Genomic DNA, 15,351 nt, shown 5'->3' with positions numbered 1-15,351 from the left:
CCCGATAACGCGTTCTCCATCATTACGTTAGAGGGCGCTCACTTCAGCCAGCCGGGGAACATCGCGCCCAGCGCGCCGCCGACCATCTCCATGGCGATGGCGGCGAGGATGATGCCCATCAGCCGCTTGGAGATGGAGAGCGCGGTGGGCGACAGGCGCGATCCGAGCCAGGGCGCGAGCGCCATCGCCGCGGCGAAGAACACCAGATAGCCCACAAGCCCCGCATAGAAGCCCGCGATGGCGGGCTCGGTCCCCGACTGCTGGGCGTAGACGATGATGGTCGCCATGGTGCCGGGCCCGAGCGCGATCGGCAGGCCGAGCGGATAGACCCCGGGATTGGACGTGGACTTGTACTGCGCCTTCTCCTCAGGGGTGCCCTGGTGCGAGGAATGGTCGTCGCCGCTCAGCATGGAGAGCGCGATCATCAGCACGATCAGCCCGCCCGCGAGCCGGAAGTGGGCGACGTCGATGCCAAACAGGCCGAGCAAGGCGTGGCCGGCGAACGCGCAGACCAGCGCGCCGATGGTCACCGTCCCGACCATGGCGATGAGCGTGCTGCGGCGGCCGGCGGCGTCGAGGTCCGCGGTCAGCGCCAGGAAGATCGGCACGATGCTGAGCGGGCTCATGATGGCGAACAGTGCGGCAAACAGCTTCGCGGCCAGCGTCAGGTCCATGGGTTCCGGCTCCGCATGAGGACAGGCGGTTTCCTTGTGCCCGATTTGCGGCGCCATTCCCACCCGCGCCACGGGCCGCGCCGCCCGCGGCAGGGCCCGCAGCTATTGTCTCGTTACGTGAACCTATATATGAACGGACATATCACTCGGGAGCATTGCCATGATCAATTTCCTGCAACAGCGCCGCGGATTCGTCCTCGGCCTCGTCCTGGCCTCGGCGTTCGCTGTATCCGCCCGTGCCGAGCAGCCGGCCGCCAGCACCGCCGGCGCCACCTCCACCGTCACCACCTTTGCCGCCGCCAGCCTCACCAACGCCTTCCAGGACATCGGCAAGGCCTATGAGGCCAAGGGCAAGCCGGCGCCGCGATTCTCCTTCGCCGCCTCTTCCGCTCTCGCCAAGCAGATGGAAGCCGGCGCCCCGGCCAGCATCTTCGCCTCGGCCGACCTGAAGTGGATGGACTATACCGACGGCAAGGGCCTGACCCTGAAGGACACCCGCGTCGTCCCCATCGGCAATGCGCTGGTTCTGGTGGCCCCCGCCGACAAGGCGCAGCCCGTCGCCATCTCCAAGGGCATGGACATCGAGGCGCTACTCGGCGCGAATGGGCGCATCGCCACCGGCCTGACCGACAGCGTGCCGGTGGGCATCTACGCCAAGACCGCCTTCACCACTCTCGGCCTGTGGGACAAGGTGGCGCCCCGCATCGTCGGCGCCGAGAGCGTGCGCGCGGCGCTCACTCTGGTGGAGCGCGGCGAGGTGCCCTACGGCGTGGTCTACGCCACCGACGCCGCCATCGCCAAGAACGTGAAGGTGGTCGCGGTCTTCCCGGCCGACAGCCACCCGCCGGTGGAATATCCCTTCGCCCTGGTGAAGGGCCAGGACACTCCGGCCGCCAAGGACTTCTTCGCCTTCCTCACCGGCCCCGAGGCGAAGGAGATCTACAAGAAATACGGCTTCACGGTCCGCTGAGCGGCGCGGGCGGCGGTGCGGAGAGCCGCGCCGGAGCCTTCCGGTGCCTGCGCGCCCGGCTTAAGATTTGCTTCCCAGAGCGCGATCCGGGCAGGCAGGCCTGCCTGCCCGGTGCTGCGCCCTCTCAATCTCACAAGGAGACCGCGTCTTCCGATCCGCTGCCACGCTGGCTGATCGGTGCGCGCTCTGGTGGCCGGGATGACGACATTTCTGACGCCGGAAGAATGGACCGCCGTGCGGCTCAGTCTCCAGGTGGCCTTCTGGGCCACGATCTGGAGCATGCCGCCGGCCATCCTCATCGGCTGGATTCTCGCGCGCCTGAACTTCCCCGGAAAGGGCCTGTTCGACGGCATCATCCATCTGCCCTTGGTGCTGCCGAAGGTGGTGGTGGGCTATCTGCTGCTCATCACGCTCGGCACGCGCGGCTATCTCGGCCAATATCTCTATGAGTGGTTCGGCATCAGCCTCATGTTCACCACCGCCGGCGCGACGGTCGCCGCCGCCGTGGTGAGCTTCCCGCTCTCGGTGAATGCGGTGCGCCTCGCCATCGACGGGGTGGACAAGGGCCTGGAGACCGCCGCGCGCACGCTGGGCGCCTCGAAGCTCGACGCCTTCTTCACCGTGACGCTGCCTCTGATGCTGCCGGGCATCCTGTCCGGGGCGCTGATCGCGCTCGCCTCGGCGCTGGGCGAGTTCGGCGCGACCATCACCTTCGTGTCGAACGTCGAAGGCGAGACGCGCACCATCCCGCTCGCCATCTACAGCGCGACCCACATGCCGGACGGCGACGCCATGGCGCTGCGGCTCACCGCCGTCTCGGTGGTGCTGGCGCTGGGCGCCCTCATCCTCGCCGAGATGGCGGACCGGCGCATCAAGATCGCCCTGGGGCGCATATGATCGAGATCGACGTTTCGCTCGCCCGCTCCACCGGCTTCACGCTGGAGGCGAACTTCACCGCGCCCGGCGAGGGCGTGACCGCCTTGTTCGGCCGCTCGGGCTCGGGCAAGACCACCATCATCCAGGTGGTGGCCGGCTCGGTGAAGCCCGACCGCGGCCATGTGCGAGTCGACGGCGAGACCTTCTTCGATTCCAGCCGGGGCATCGACCTGCCGATCGAGAAGCGCCACGTGGGCTACGTGTTCCAGGACGCGCGGCTGTTCCCGCACATGAGCGTGGAGGGCAACCTGCGCTACGGCGAGCGCCGCAGCCGGCGGGAGCGCACCATCTCCTTCGACGCGGTGGTCGCCATGCTCGGCATCGCGCACCTGCTGGCGCGCCGGCCCCACACCCTGTCCGGCGGCGAGAAGCAGCGCGTCGCCATCGGCCGGGCGCTGCTCTCCCAGCCCCGGCTGCTGCTGATGGACGAGCCCCTCGCCTCGCTGGACGAGATGCGCAAGGGCGAGATCCTGCCCTATCTGGAGCGGCTGCGGGACGAGCTGAAGCTGCCCATCCTCTATGTCAGCCACTCCATCGAGGAGGTGCTGCGCCTGTCCTCCGCCGTGGCCGCGGTCACGGACGGCAAGGTCATCGCCTGCGGGCCGCTCTCCGACGTGCTCTCGCGCCCCGAACTGCTGCCGGTGATCGGCCGGTTCGACGTCGGCACCATTCTCGAATGCACCGTCACCGCCCATGACGAACGCTTCGGCCTGTCCACCGTCACGTTCGCCGACGGCGAATTGCGCGTGCCGCTGGTGGGCCGTCCGGTGGGTGCCCCCGCCCGCGCCCGCATCCGCTCGCGCGACGTCTCGCTCTCGCTTTCGCGGCCCATCGACGTATCGGTGACGAACCGGCTCGCCGGCACCATCAGCAAGATCACCCGCGCCGAGGGCCCGTTCGCGGACGTGGAGGTCGCGCTGGCCCACACGATAATCTATTCCCTGGTGACGCAGGAGAGCGTGGAGCGCCTCGCACTGGAGCCGGGCACGCCGGTGTGGGCCATGATCAAGGCCGTGACGGTGGATTCGCGGCCCGCGGGGTTTTCATCGCCGGGCGCCGAGATCGTCAGCCCGCCTGCTGCGCCGGCGTCTCAGCCGTCTCGGACGGCTCTTCCTCTTCGTCTGATCCCGGGCGGAACTCCACCGCGAGAGACGCCCTGAGCTCGTCCACCGACGCGCGGGTGGCCTTGGCCGCCTGCCGCTCGCTCGCCCGGTAGAGCGCGATGACGCGCGCGCCGAACGCCGTCACCTCGGTGCCCGCGCCGCGGCGGCCGGGATAGGTGACGATCACCTTCGCATCGAACATGCGGTCGAGTTCGTCGATCAGCAGCCAGGCACGCCGATAGCTCATGCCGATGGCCTTGGCGGCGGAGAGGATGGAGCCGTGGACGCGGATCGCCTCAAGCAGGGTGATCTTGCCCGGCCCGAGCTTGCGCCCGTCGGCAAAATCGATGCGCAGGAACAGGCGGGGATCGGTGGTGCGGGCGTCTTCGGTCACGGCGGGCGCTCCTCGACGCAGAGCATAGCCTGCCCGGCCGCAAAAATCTCCCCGCCGCCTCTCAAGGGGCGGATGATTGGAACCGTTCGACCGGGGAGCCCGATGCCCGCCGGGCCTGCCGATCCGTCCATCGCGCAGGGCGGCATTCCGCCAGCCGGCACGGCCCTGCGGCCAGCGCGCCCGGAGGCTGCGTTATCGGCCCTCTAGATTTGAAGGTTGGGCAAGCCGCCAGGGCATGGCCGTCGGCGCCGGTGCGCTTCGTGCGGCTACTCCGCCGCTTCCTTCGGCGGCTTCCGGCGGCTTTTCGCGGGGATGACGAGGTCGAACTCGGCGAGTTCCTCGTCGGTGGGCCAGGTCATGTCCTTGTCCCAGGCCCAGGCTGCACGGATTTTGTCGTCGCTCATGGCGCGCAGCTTCTCCCAGTCGACCTCCTGGATCGCCCGGTCAGCTTCCTCCAATTGCTTCTTGGCAGGCACGGCGTCTGCTCCGCCTGAAATGGAGGCCAAGAATACAGTCAGATACGCCAAGTCGCCATCGCAAACAAAAATGCCCCGGAGCAGCCTTCGCCGCTCCGGGGCACGCCTCAACGAATGAGGATCAGTTCTTGGTCTTGTCCACCAGCGCCTTGGCCTTGATCCAGGGCATCATGGCGCGCAGCTTCTCGCCCACTTCCTCGATCTGGTGGGCGTTCGCCTTGGCGCGGGTCGCCTTGAACGAGGTCTGGTTCACCTTGTTCTCCAGCATCCAGTCGCGCGTGAACTTGCCGGACTGGATGTCGGTGAGCACGCGCTTCATCTCGGCCTTGGTCTCGGCGGTGATGATGCGGGGGCCGGTGACGTACTCGCCGTACTCGGCGGTGTTGGAGATGGAGTAGTTCATGTTGGCGATGCCGCCCTCATAGATGAGGTCGACGATCAGCTTCACCTCGTGCAGGCACTCGAAATAGGCCATCTCGGGGGCGTAGCCGGCTTCCACCAGGGTCTCGAAGCCGGCGCGGATCAGCTCCACGAGGCCGCCGCAGAGCACCACCTGCTCGCCGAACAGGTCGGTCTCGCACTCTTCCTTGAAGGTGGTCTCGATGATGCCGGCGCGGCCGCCGCCGATGGCGGAGGCATACGACAGGCCGAGGTCATGGGCGTTGCCAGAGGCGTCCTGGGCGATGGCGATCAGGGTCGGCACGCCGCCGCCGCGCTGATACTCCGAGCGCACGGTGTGGCCGGGGCCCTTGGGGGCGACCATCAGCACGTCGAGGTCGGCGCGCGGCTCGATCAGGTTGAAGTGCACGTTGAGGCCGTGCGCGAACAGCAGCGCCGCGCCCTGCTTCATGTTGTCGGCGAGGCTCTCGCGATAGATGTCGCCCTGCAGCTCGTCCGGGGTGAGCATCATCACCACGTCGGCCCACTTGGCGGCCTCGGCGGGGCTCATCACCTTGAAGCCTTCGGCCTCGGCCTTCTTGGCGGTGGCGGAGCCGGGGCGCAGGGCGACCACGACATCCTTCACGCCCGAGTCGCGCATGTTCAGCGCATGGGCATGGCCCTGGCTGCCATAGCCGACGACGGCGACCTTCTTGCCCTTGATGAGGTTCAGGTCGGCGTCGCGATCGTAGTAAACGCGCATCATTGTCTCCTTGTGGGCGTTTTCTTAGGGAATGGTCAGGCGGGAAGCGGGATGCCGAGGAGCGTCACGAGGCGCCCGCGGACTTCCGCCAGGAGTTCTTCGGGTCCGCGCTCGATCAGACCAAAAATGCGTGCGGCCTGATCGACAGCGCGCAACTGGTCGACAAGGACCATGCCCCGGGTTTTCGTGCCGTCCGGCAGAGGCACGTTGTAGGGCCAGTCCCTGACGCGCGAGGTGATCGGGCATATGAACGCGCGGCGCGAGGTCAAATTGTAGAGTTCCAGCGAGACCACGAGCGCCGGCCGTCGTCCCGCCTGCTCGCGGCCTCGGACCGGGTCCAGCTCCGCCCAGACGATGTCACCGGCGGCGAGAGGCATCGTCGCTCTTGCCGCGCACCGGGGCACCATCGCGGCTTCCCGTGGGGTTCGACCACTCATCGTCGATGATCTCGGAGCCAACATCAGGCCCCCAGTCCACCGTTTCAGGCTCATTTTCCGGTCCCAGCCGCTTCATTTCGGCCACCAGATCCTCAAGCCGATAGCGCGGAATCTTGACCTTGGGCTCGGCATGGATAGAGACCGACGACCCGTCGCGTTCAAGCTCGACCACGCTGCCAGGACGCAAGCCGAGGTCGTCCGCGACGGACTTGGGAATCCGCACGGCAACGCTGTTGCCCCATTTCGCGACCTTGACCTTCATCGCCGTAGCGGACCTTCATTGTATATCCGGGCGTATATCCCTAGCGGACAGAGGGCGCAAGCCCTCCTGCCGCCATCGAAACGCTCACATCCCCTCCGGCCCGCGCGAGATGGCGACCACGCCGGTGCGCGCCACCTCGACCAGGCCGAGCGGCTCCATAAGCCAGGCGAACTGGTCGATCTTGTCGGACTTGCCGGTGATCTCGAACACGAAGCTCTCGCGGGTGGCGTCGATGACGCGGGCGCGGAAGGCTTCCGCGAGACGGAGCGCCTCGCCGCGGGCCTCGCCCACGCCGCGCACCTTCACCATGGCGAGTTCCCGCTCCAGCGAGGCCGCCTCGACGGTGAGGTCGCGCACCCGGTGCACCGGGACGAGGCGGTCGAGCTGGTTCTTGATCTGCTCGATCACCATGGGCGTGCCGGTGGTGACGATGGTGATGCGCGAGAGGTGCCCCTCGTGGCTCACCTCCGACACCGTGAGGCTGTCGATGTTGTAGCCGCGGCCGGAGAACAGGCCGATGACGCGCGCGAGCACGCCCGGCTCGTTGTCGACCAGGACGGACAGGGTATGGCGCTCGGTGGGCTCGGAGGTCTGGGGCATGGAACTCTCGGAATGGGCAAGAGATTGAGAGGCGCCGTCATCCCCCGGCTTGTCCGGGGGATCCACCAGGCCGCTGAAGCACCGGTGGCAAGGCGTCTCGCCGCGGAGTGGATGCCCCGGACAAGCCGGGGCATGACTGCGTTCTGCGGTGGACCGCTCGACCTCACACCAGCATCTTGCCCTCGTCGGTGATGGCCGCGTCGAGGTCGATCGCCATGTCGCCGAGGATCATCTCGTTGTGGGCGCGCCCCGACGGGATCATGGGGAAGCAGTTCTCCTGCTGGTCCACGATGCAGTCGAAGATCACCGGGCGGCGGACGGAGATCATCTCCGCGATGGCGGCATCGAGGTCGCCCGGCTTCTCGCAGCGGATGCCCACGCCGCCATAGGCGTCGGCCAGCTTCACGAAGTCGGGCAGCGCCTCGGAATAGGAGTGGGAGTAGCGCCCGCCGTGCAGCAGCTCCTGCCACTGGCGCACCATGCCCATGTACTTGTTGTTGAGGATGAAGATCTTCACCGGCAGGTCGAACTGCACGGCGGTCGACATCTCCTGCATGTTCATGAGGATGGAGGCTTCGCCGGCGATGTCGATGCACAACGCGTCGGGGTGCGCCTTCTGCGCGCCGATGGCGGCCGGCAGGCCGTAGCCCATGGTGCCGAGGCCGCCGGAGGTCATCCAGCGGTTCGGCTCCTCGAAGCGGAAGAACTGCGCCGCCCACATCTGGTGCTGGCCCACCTCGGTGGAGATGTAGACGTCCTTGTCCTTGGTGGCCGCATAGAGGCGCTCGATGGCGTATTGCGGCTTGATGATCTCGTCGGACGCCCGGTAGGCGAGGCAGTTGCGCGCCCGCCAGCGATCGATCTGGCCCCACCAGGCGTCGAGCGCCGCGCGGTCCATCTGCAGGTCGCGCGCCTTCCAGGCGGAAACGAGGTCGGCGAGCACGCGGCCGCAATCGCCGATGATCGGCAGGTCGACCTTGACGTTCTTGTTGATGGACGACGGGTCGATGTCGATGTGGATCTTCTTCGATCCCGGCGAAAAGGCGTCGAGGCGCCCGGTGATGCGGTCGTCGAAGCGCGCGCCGATGCACACCATCACGTCGCAGTCGTGCATGGCCATGTTGGCCTCGTAGGTGCCGTGCATGCCCAGCATGCCCAGCCACTGGCGGGACGCCGCCGGAAAGGCGCCGAGCCCCATCAGCGTCGAGGTCACGGGAACGCCGGTGAGGCGCGCCAGCTCGCGCAGGAGGCGGCTCGCCTCCGGCCCGGCATTGATGACGCCGCCGCCGGTGTAGAAGATCGGCTTCTTCGCGCCGGCGATCATCTCCACCGCCGCGGCGATCTGCGGCTGCTCGGCGTTGAGCTTGGGCCGGTAGGTCTTGTGGACGATGTTCTCGCGGCCGACATAGGTGCCGGTGGCGAACTGCACGTCCTTGGGGATGTCCACCACCACCGGGCCGGGACGCCCGTTCTGCGCCACGTAGAATGCCTCGTGCAGCACGCGCGCGAGGTCGTTCACGTCCCGCACCAGGTAATTGTGCTTGGTGCAGGGACGCGTGATGCCGACCGTGTCGCATTCCTGGAAGGCGTCGTTGCCGATGAGGTGGGTCGCCACCTGACCGCTGATGCACACGACCGGGATCGAATCCATCAGCGCGTCGGTGAGGCCGGTGACGGCGTTGGTGGCGCCGGGGCCGGAGGTGACGAGCACCACGCCCACCTTGCCGGAGGAGCGGGCATAGCCCTCGGCCGAGTGGACCGCGGCCTGCTCGTGGCGCACCAGGATGTGCTCGATCTCGTTCTGGTGGAACAGAGCGTCATAGATGGGCAGCACCGCGCCGCCCGGATAGCCGAAGATGTGGCTCACGCCCTGGTCGGCGAAGGCCTGGATCACCATTTCGGCGCCGGTCATCTGCTTTTCCATTGCCTCAAACTCCCTGGGCGCCGCGGCGCCGCTCGACCCGTCGGGCGCCTGAAGCGCCCTGAACCCCGCTGCCCCGGCCCGCGCATGCGGCGCGGCGGGGCCCCAGAAACGACGAAGGGGCCCGAAGGCCCCTCTAAGCGCGCGCCACCTGTCTTCCGACCGGCCGTCAGGCCGATCCGGCAGTGGCGCGCCCACCTACGATAAGGATAACGATATTGCGCATGACGGCGCTGTCCCTTTCAAAAGTTGCGCGAAACTACCCACCGGTCCGGAAGCCGTCAAGCGGGAATGCGCGCCCGGAACCATTTCCCGCCGTGGCTGCCGTGATGTTGCCCAATCTTTAAGGTCTCTGTATCAACGGTTCCCCTGGGGGCGGCAAGAGAAGGGGGCGAAGCTCCATGAACAGATTGACGCTCGTGATCGCGGCGGCTGGGCTCGGCAGCGCACTCACCCTCTCGGGCGCGATGGCGGACTGCCAGTCGGATGCGACCGCGGCGCGCGGCGCGCTGGAGGAGGCCGGCAAGGCCCTCGGCGCCGCCACCAAGCGCAAGGCCGACCCGCAGACCCTGTGCCCGCTGTTCCGCTCCTATGTCACCGCCGAAATCCGCTGGAACAAGTTCCTGGTGGACAACAAGGAGTGGTGCCAGGTGCCGGATGAGGCCATCAAGGCCTCCAGCGCCAGCCTGAAGAAGAGCAGCGGCGTGCGCGACCAGGTCTGCCAGGCGGCCGCCAGCGGCGTCGCGCCGGGCGGACCTGCCAAGCCGCCGCCGCAGGGCTCCATCTCGAGCGCGCTGGGCGTGACCACCGGCTATTCCCTGGGCGGGGCCGGCGGCAACGTCTTCGACACGCTCAACGGCAACGTGATGAAGAAATAGGGCCGCCCTTGAGTTCCACGGAAGGGCCCGCCGCACCCCACATCGCCGATGCCGCGCGCGGCAACTGGGTGGATCGCCGCGCGCCCGCGTCGCTGCGGCCCTATCTGCACCTTGCGCGGGTGGACCGGCCGATCGGCACCTGGCTGCTGCTCCTGCCCTGCTGGTGGTCCACCGCGCTGGCGGCCGTCGCAGCGGGCAGCGCCTACCCCGATCCGAGGCTCCTGGTGCTGTTCGCCATCGGCTCGCTCGCCATGCGCGGCGCCGGCTGCACCTGGAACGATATTCTCGACCGCGACATCGACGGCCGGGTGGCGCGCACCCGCAACCGGCCGATTGCCTCGGGCGCCGTGAGCGTGCCCGCGGCCTTCGCCTTCCTCGCCGCCCAGTGCCTGGTCGGCCTCGCGGTGCTGCTCTCTTTGCCGCGCTTCGCCATCGTCACCGGCATCGCCTCGCTCGGCGTGGTCGCGGTCTATCCGCTGATGAAGCGCATCACGTCCTTCCCGCAGGTGGTGCTGGGCATCGCCTTCTCCTGGGGCGCGCTGATGGGCTGGGCGAGCGTGTTCCGGGCCATCGAGGACCCGGCGCTGTTCCTGTTCGCGGGCTGCGTCGTCTGGGTTTTCGCCTACGACACCATCTATGCCCACCAGGACAAGGAGGACGACGCCATCGTCGGCGTGCGCTCCACCGCTCTGTTCTTCGGCCGCCGGTCGGCGTTGGTCGTCGGCGCGTGCTACGCGGTGACGGTGGGCCTGTTCGCCCTCGCGCTCGACACCGCCCGGGCGGGGCCGTTCGCCTTCATCGGCCTCGCGGGCTTCGCGCTGCATCTCGCCTGGCAGGTGCGCGCCCTCGACATCGACGATCCGGCGCGGTGCCTCGCGGTGTTCAAGTCCAACCGGGACGCCGGCCTGATCCTCTTCGCGGGCCTCGCGCTCGATACCATCGTGCCCGCTCTGCTCTGAAGCGGCCCTTCGCCGCGACGCAGCGCGTGCGATGCAGCACGAGGCGCCTTGCCTCCGGCGGCGGCGCCGCCTATTTGGCTCCCATGAGCGTGAAACCCTCCGGCTTTCCCGATCCCGCCGGCCCCGGCAGCGACCTGGCCGACCTGATGCGCCCCCTCGTCGCGGCGGTGGCTCAGGCGGGCGCCATGGCGCGCGAGATGCGCGACGCGGGCCTCGCCACCTGGACCAAGGAGAACGATTCCCCCGTCACCGACGCCGACATGGCGGTGGACGGCTTCCTGCGCGAGCGCCTGGCCGCGGCGGCGCCGGATGTCGCCTGGCTCTCCGAGGAGAGCGCCGACACCGGGGCGCGCCTCGGCGCCGAGCGCCTGTGGGTGGTGGACCCCATCGACGGCACCCGTGCGTTCATGGCCGGCGGCGCCGACTGGGCGGTGTCCGCCGCCCTGGTGGAGCGTGGACGGCCTGTCGCGGCGGCGCTCTATGCGCCGGCGAGCGAGGAGATGTTCCTGGCGGTGCGCGGCCAGGGTGCGACGCTTAACGGCGCGCCGATCCGGGCCAGCGACCGCGCCGCGCTGGAGGGCGCGCGCGTCGCCGGGCCGACGGCCGCGCTGGACGCCTTCCACCCGAAAGTGGCGCTGAACCGGCTGCCGCGCGTGCGCTCGCTCGCCTTGCGCCTCGCGCGGGTGGCGAGCGGCGAGATCGACATCGCGCTGGTGGGGGAGAACGCCCATGACTGGGACCTCGCCGCCGCCGACCTGATCGTCGAGGAGGCCGCCGGGCGCCTCGCCAGCCATGCCGGAGAGCCGATCCTCTACAACCGCCTTGTGCCGCGCCATGGCGCCCTGCTGTGCGCCGGGCTGCCGCTGATCGCGACGGTGCTGGCGGCGCGCGCTTCCTCGTCCCTCCCGCCCCCGGTTCCGGGCACCACACCGAGAGCACCACGATGAGCACCACGGCCAAGAAGCAGCTGCCGCACCTCGTGTTCGGCGGCGAACTGACCTCGATCGACGGCAACGAGTTCAAGGATCTTTCCAAGCTCGACATTGTCGGCATCTATCCCGACTATGCGAGCGCGGCCGCCGCCTGGAAGGCGAAGGCGCAGCAGACCGTCGACAATGCCATGATGCGCTATTTCGTGGTACACCTGCACCGCCTGCTGGACCCTGAGACCGGCAAGGCGCACGGCGAATAGTTTCCGACCTTCCCCAGCGTGCGGACGGACGGCCTCGAAGCGGGCGCTTCGTCCCCATGCCGCTCCGGCCCAAGGGTGAGCACCAAGACACATGTGGCGTCGCATCCGGACCAACCGCGCGTTCCAGCAGGCCGCCGGCACGACTTTCGCGAACTATTTCAAGCTGGTGGCGAACACCACGCGGTTCGTCATCGAGCCCGCCGACATCTTCGACGTGATCGACGAGAAGATGCCCGTGATCGTCACCTTCTGGCACGGGCAGCACTTCCTCACCCCGTTCGCCATGAAGCCGCACCACAAGGCGAAGGTGCTGATCTCGCGTCATGCGGACGCCGAGATCAACGCCATCGCCGCCGAGAAGCTGGGCGTCGGCACGATCCGCGGCTCGGGGGCCACCTCGCGCCACGACTTCCACCGGAAGGGCGCGGTGTCGGCAACCTATGAGATGCTGGAGACCCTGCGGCAGGGCACGAACGTTGCCATGACCGCGGACGTGCCTAAAATTGCGCGCAAAGCGGGGCTGGGCGTCGTTACCATAGCACGGTATTCTGGTCGTCCCATTCTTCCGCTCGCCATGGCCACACGCAACCGCATCACCCTCAAGAGCTGGGATCGCGCCAGCCTCAACCTGCCCTTCGGCCCGGGCGCGGCCGTGGTGGGAGAGCCCGTCTACGTGCCGCGCGACGCCGACGATGCCGCGCTCGCCGCGGCGCGGGCGCAGGTCCAGGAGCGGCTTGAGGCGGTGACCGCCCGGGCCGAGGAACTCGTGGGCCGCGCCGGCGGAAAGTCTCGATGAAGGCGCGTTCGCTCACCGTGACCCTGCGGCTCTACCGCGGCGCCAGCGCCGCGGCGGCGCTGCTGACGCCGGCCTGGCTCTCCTACCGGGCCGGCAAGGGCAAGGAGGATCGCGAGCGCCTGCCCGAGCGGCGCGGCATCGCCAGCGCCGAGCGGCCGGAAGGGCCGCTGGTCTGGGTGCACGGGGCGAGCGTCGGCGAGGTGAATTGCGTGATGCCGCTGATCGAGCGCCTGGTCGCCCGGCGCTTCAACGTGCTGCTCACTTCCGGCACGCTGACCTCCAGCAAGGTGGCCGCCCGGCGCGCGCCGCCCGGCGTCATCCACCAGTTCATGCCGCTCGATGCCGGCGCCTTCGTCTCGCGCTTCCTGGACCACTGGAAGCCGGACCTCGTGCTGCTCGCGGAGTCCGAGCTGTGGCCGAACCTGCTGTACGATCTCGGCCGGCGCGGCACGCCGGTGGTGCTCGTGAACGGCCGCCTTTCGCCCAAGTCGGCCGAGCGCTGGTCGCGCCTATCGCGCAGCGCGCGGGCGCTGCTCTCGCGCATCGACCTGTGCCTCGCCCAGAGCGAGGAGGACGGCGCGCGCTTCCACGCCCTCGGCGCGCCGCGGGTCGAGGTGTGCGGCAACCTGAAGTTCGACGTGCCGGCGCCCGCCGCGGACCCGATCGCCCTGGGCGCGCTCGCCTCGGCCATCGGCGCCCGGCCGGTGCTGCTCGCGGCCTCCACCCATGCGGGGGAGGAGGTGCTCGCCATGGCGACCCACAAGGCGCTGCGCAAGGAGCTCAAGGACCTGCTCACCATCGTCGCGCCGCGCCATCCCGAGCGCGGCGAGGAGATCGCCGAGCTGGCCGAGGAGGCGGGCCTGCGCACCGCCCGGCGCAGCGCCGACGCCCTGCCTGCGCCGGACACCGACATCTATGTGGCCGACACCATCGGCGAGATGGGCCTGCTCTACCGCTGCGCGCCGGTGGTGTTCATGGGCGGCTCGATGGTGGAGCACGGCGGGCAGAACCCCATCGAGGCAGCCAAGCTCGGCGCCGTGGTGCTGCACGGACCGCATGTGTGGAACTTCGGCGCCATCTACGCCCGCTTCGATGCCGACGGCGGCGCGCTGCCGGTGGCCGACATCAAGGACCTGGCGCGCCTCACCTTCGTGATGCTGCGCGACAAGGCCCGGCGCGAGCGCGTGGCGGCGGGCGCCCGCGTCAGCGTGGCCGCCTTGGGCGGAGCGCTGGAGCGCACGCTCGCTGCCATCGAGCCCTATCTCGTGCACATCCGGCTGCAGCACCGATGATCGCCCGGGCGCCGGCCTTCTGGTGGCGCCCGCCGGGGCTCGCGGCCACCCTGCTTGCGCCGGTCGGCGCGCTGGTGGGCGCCGAGACGCTGCGGCGCATGGGCAAGGCCGGCGGCGCCGTGCCGGTGCCGGTGATCTGCGTCGGCAACCCCACCGTTGGCGGCGCCGGCAAGACGCCGGCCGCGCTCGCTTTGCTCGATCTGATCGTGCTGCGCGGCGGGCGTCCGTTCGCGCTGTCGCGCGGTCATGGCGGCACCGCGGCGATGCCGGTGCGGGTCGACCCCGTGCACCACACCGCCGCGGACGTGGGCGACGAGCCGCTGCTGCTCGCCCGCCGCGCGCCCACCATCGTGGCCGGGTCGGACCGGCTCGCCGGCGCGCGCCTCGCGGTGGCGGAGGGCGCGACCCATGTCGTGATGGACGACGGCTTCCAGAATCCGAGCCTCACCAAGGACGTGTCGGTGCTGGTGGTGGATCGCGGCGTCGGCGTCGGCAACGGCCGGGTGCTGCCGGCCGGGCCGCTGCGCGCGCCGCTCGCCCCCCAGCTCGCCCGCGCCGATCTGCTGCTGGTGGTGGGCGAGGCGCCGGAGGCCGACCCGTTTCCCGCCCTCGCGGAGTTGGCGCAGGCCAAAGGCTGCGCGGCGGCCGAGGCGGTCCTGGAGCCCGATCCGGACGCGATCGCGCGGCTGAAGGGCCGGCCGCTGCTCGCTTTCGCCGGGATCGGCCGGCCGGAAAAGTTCTTCGAGATGCTGGCGCGTACCGGCCTCGACGTCGCCGAGCGCCGTCCCTACCCCGACCACCACCTGTTCACCGAAGCGGAGATCACGGCGCTCGCCGCCGACGCCAAGGCGCGCGGCCTCGGCCTCGTCACCACCACCAAGGACGCGGCGCGCCTGGCTGCCTTTTCCGGCATACGCGCGCTCATCGAGGTGGTGCCGGTGACGCTGCGGCTGGCGGACGAAGGGGTTCTCGCCCGTCTGGTCGCGACGGCGGAAGCACGGGCCGCGGCGCGGCGTGGCGCCGGATAGGCGACGGATCGGACGGCGCGGTCAGCGACCGGCCAGCGCACGCACGCGGGTCAGCACCGCCTCGGGATCGGCATAGGCCTCCTGGAGGTCGACGCTCCAATAGCGCAGCTCGTCGAGCGCGATCGGCTGCCCGGTCACCGCGCAGCGCACGAAGCTGCCGGGCCGCAGGATCCGGAACTCGCCGTCGAGATAGCGGACGTCCGCCTCGCCATGCGGTTCGGGAAAACGTTCAAATCGGTTCATCACGGCGGGACGGTCCCAAAGCCGCGTCGATCAGGCCGCGGACCGGCCG

19 protein-coding genes are annotated in these 15,351 nt (G+C 69.4%); 10 read left to right on the top strand and 9 right to left on the bottom strand.

All coding sequences use genetic code 11. The annotated features are described in order from the left end of the window. Positions 1–38: 38 nt before the first annotated feature. On the bottom strand, positions 39–674 hold the full coding sequence (locus D9R14_RS16140) for a MarC family protein (RefSeq protein WP_121624380.1): 636 nt from the start codon (positions 672–674) through the stop codon (positions 39–41). Positions 675–834: 160 nt separating this feature from the next. Between D9R14_RS16140 and modA the strand changes: the two genes are divergently transcribed. The 3 genes from modA (at position 835) to modC (ending at position 3,740) form a co-directional block, all read left to right on the top strand. Continuing rightward, the gene (gene modA / locus D9R14_RS16135) at positions 835–1,644 is read left to right on the top strand and encodes a molybdate ABC transporter substrate-binding protein (protein ID WP_170168642.1); all 810 of its coding nucleotides are present in this window, start codon (positions 835–837) and stop codon (positions 1,642–1,644) included. A 198-nt stretch (positions 1,645–1,842) separates the two neighbouring features. Beyond that, a complete protein-coding gene (gene modB, locus D9R14_RS16130) occupies positions 1,843–2,541 on the top strand; it encodes a molybdate ABC transporter permease subunit (RefSeq protein WP_121624379.1) in 699 nt (232 codons plus the stop codon). Next, the gene (gene modC / locus D9R14_RS16125) at positions 2,541–3,740 is read left to right on the top strand and encodes a molybdenum ABC transporter ATP-binding protein (RefSeq protein ID WP_394010654.1); all 1,200 of its coding nucleotides are present in this window, start codon (positions 2,541–2,543) and stop codon (positions 3,738–3,740) included. The genes modB and modC overlap by 1 nt, the downstream gene beginning before the upstream one ends. Here the strand turns inward: modC and D9R14_RS16120 are convergent. From D9R14_RS16120 to D9R14_RS16090, 7 genes are all read right to left on the bottom strand, one after another. Then, positions 3,646–4,077: a winged helix-turn-helix domain-containing protein gene (locus tag D9R14_RS16120; protein ID WP_245420844.1), complete on the bottom strand. Its 432-nt coding sequence runs from the start codon at positions 4,075–4,077 to the stop codon at positions 3,646–3,648. The two genes, modC and D9R14_RS16120, sit on opposite strands and share 95 nt — an antisense overlap. 266 nt (positions 4,078–4,343) lie before the next feature. Beyond that, positions 4,344–4,553 (bottom strand): hypothetical protein, encoded by a 210-nt coding sequence (locus D9R14_RS16115; RefSeq protein ID WP_147453045.1) that lies wholly within the window; start codon positions 4,551–4,553, stop codon positions 4,344–4,346. Positions 4,554–4,674: 121 nt separating this feature from the next. Then, the gene (gene ilvC, locus D9R14_RS16110) at positions 4,675–5,694 is read right to left on the bottom strand and encodes a ketol-acid reductoisomerase (protein WP_121624452.1); all 1,020 of its coding nucleotides are present in this window, start codon (positions 5,692–5,694) and stop codon (positions 4,675–4,677) included. A gap of 35 nt (positions 5,695–5,729) precedes the next feature. Beyond that, the gene (locus tag D9R14_RS16105) at positions 5,730–6,071 is read right to left on the bottom strand and encodes a type II toxin-antitoxin system PemK/MazF family toxin (protein ID WP_121624375.1); all 342 of its coding nucleotides are present in this window, start codon (positions 6,069–6,071) and stop codon (positions 5,730–5,732) included. Beyond that, positions 6,052–6,393, bottom strand: coding sequence for an AbrB/MazE/SpoVT family DNA-binding domain-containing protein (locus D9R14_RS16100; protein ID WP_121624374.1), 342 nt, complete (start codon positions 6,391–6,393; stop codon positions 6,052–6,054). Before D9R14_RS16100 ends, D9R14_RS16105 begins: the two co-directional genes overlap by 20 nt. 84 nt (positions 6,394–6,477) lie before the next feature. Continuing rightward, a complete protein-coding gene (gene ilvN, locus D9R14_RS16095) occupies positions 6,478–6,993 on the bottom strand; it encodes an acetolactate synthase small subunit (protein ID WP_121624373.1) in 516 nt (171 codons plus the stop codon). Between the two features lie 163 nt (positions 6,994–7,156). Beyond that, a complete protein-coding gene (locus D9R14_RS16090; protein ID WP_121624372.1) occupies positions 7,157–8,917 on the bottom strand; it encodes an acetolactate synthase 3 large subunit in 1,761 nt (586 codons plus the stop codon). 398 nt (positions 8,918–9,315) lie between these two features. Between D9R14_RS16090 and D9R14_RS16085 the strand changes: the two genes are divergently transcribed. The 7 genes from D9R14_RS16085 (at position 9,316) to lpxK (ending at position 15,059) form a co-directional block, all read left to right on the top strand. Further along, entirely contained in the window at positions 9,316–9,792 is a 477-nt protein-coding gene (locus D9R14_RS16085) for a hypothetical protein (protein WP_121624371.1), read from the top strand. An 8-nt stretch (positions 9,793–9,800) separates the two neighbouring features. Next, entirely contained in the window at positions 9,801–10,751 is a 951-nt protein-coding gene (gene ubiA / locus D9R14_RS16080) for a 4-hydroxybenzoate octaprenyltransferase (protein WP_121624370.1), read from the top strand. An 83-nt stretch (positions 10,752–10,834) separates the two neighbouring features. Beyond that, positions 10,835–11,698, top strand: a complete 864-nt coding sequence (locus D9R14_RS16075; protein WP_121624369.1) for a 3'(2'),5'-bisphosphate nucleotidase CysQ — start codon at positions 10,835–10,837, stop codon at positions 11,696–11,698. Continuing rightward, complete coding sequence (locus D9R14_RS16070) at positions 11,695–11,943, top strand: DUF4170 domain-containing protein (RefSeq protein ID WP_121624368.1); 249 nt, start codon at positions 11,695–11,697, stop codon at positions 11,941–11,943. The genes D9R14_RS16075 and D9R14_RS16070 overlap by 4 nt, the downstream gene beginning before the upstream one ends. A 91-nt stretch (positions 11,944–12,034) precedes the next feature. Beyond that, on the top strand, positions 12,035–12,739 hold the full coding sequence (locus tag D9R14_RS16065; RefSeq protein WP_121624367.1) for a lysophospholipid acyltransferase family protein: 705 nt from the start codon (positions 12,035–12,037) through the stop codon (positions 12,737–12,739). Continuing rightward, entirely contained in the window at positions 12,736–14,031 is a 1,296-nt protein-coding gene (locus tag D9R14_RS16060) for a 3-deoxy-D-manno-octulosonic acid transferase (protein WP_121624366.1), read from the top strand. The genes D9R14_RS16065 and D9R14_RS16060 overlap by 4 nt, the downstream gene beginning before the upstream one ends. Next, positions 14,028–15,059 (top strand): tetraacyldisaccharide 4'-kinase, encoded by a 1,032-nt coding sequence (lpxK, locus tag D9R14_RS16055; protein WP_121624365.1) that lies wholly within the window; start codon positions 14,028–14,030, stop codon positions 15,057–15,059. The genes D9R14_RS16060 and lpxK overlap by 4 nt, the downstream gene beginning before the upstream one ends. Before the next feature lie 21 nt (positions 15,060–15,080). Here lpxK and D9R14_RS16050 read toward each other — a convergent pair whose 3' ends face one another. Further along, positions 15,081–15,302, bottom strand: a complete 222-nt coding sequence (locus D9R14_RS16050) for a DUF2093 domain-containing protein (protein ID WP_121624364.1) — start codon at positions 15,300–15,302, stop codon at positions 15,081–15,083. Positions 15,303–15,351 lie beyond the last annotated feature (49 nt).

Source organism: Xanthobacter tagetidis (assembly GCF_003667445.1).
Classification (GTDB): domain Bacteria; phylum Pseudomonadota; class Alphaproteobacteria; order Rhizobiales; family Xanthobacteraceae; genus Xanthobacter; species Xanthobacter tagetidis.
This window is presented reverse-complemented; position numbering and strand designations above follow the sequence as displayed.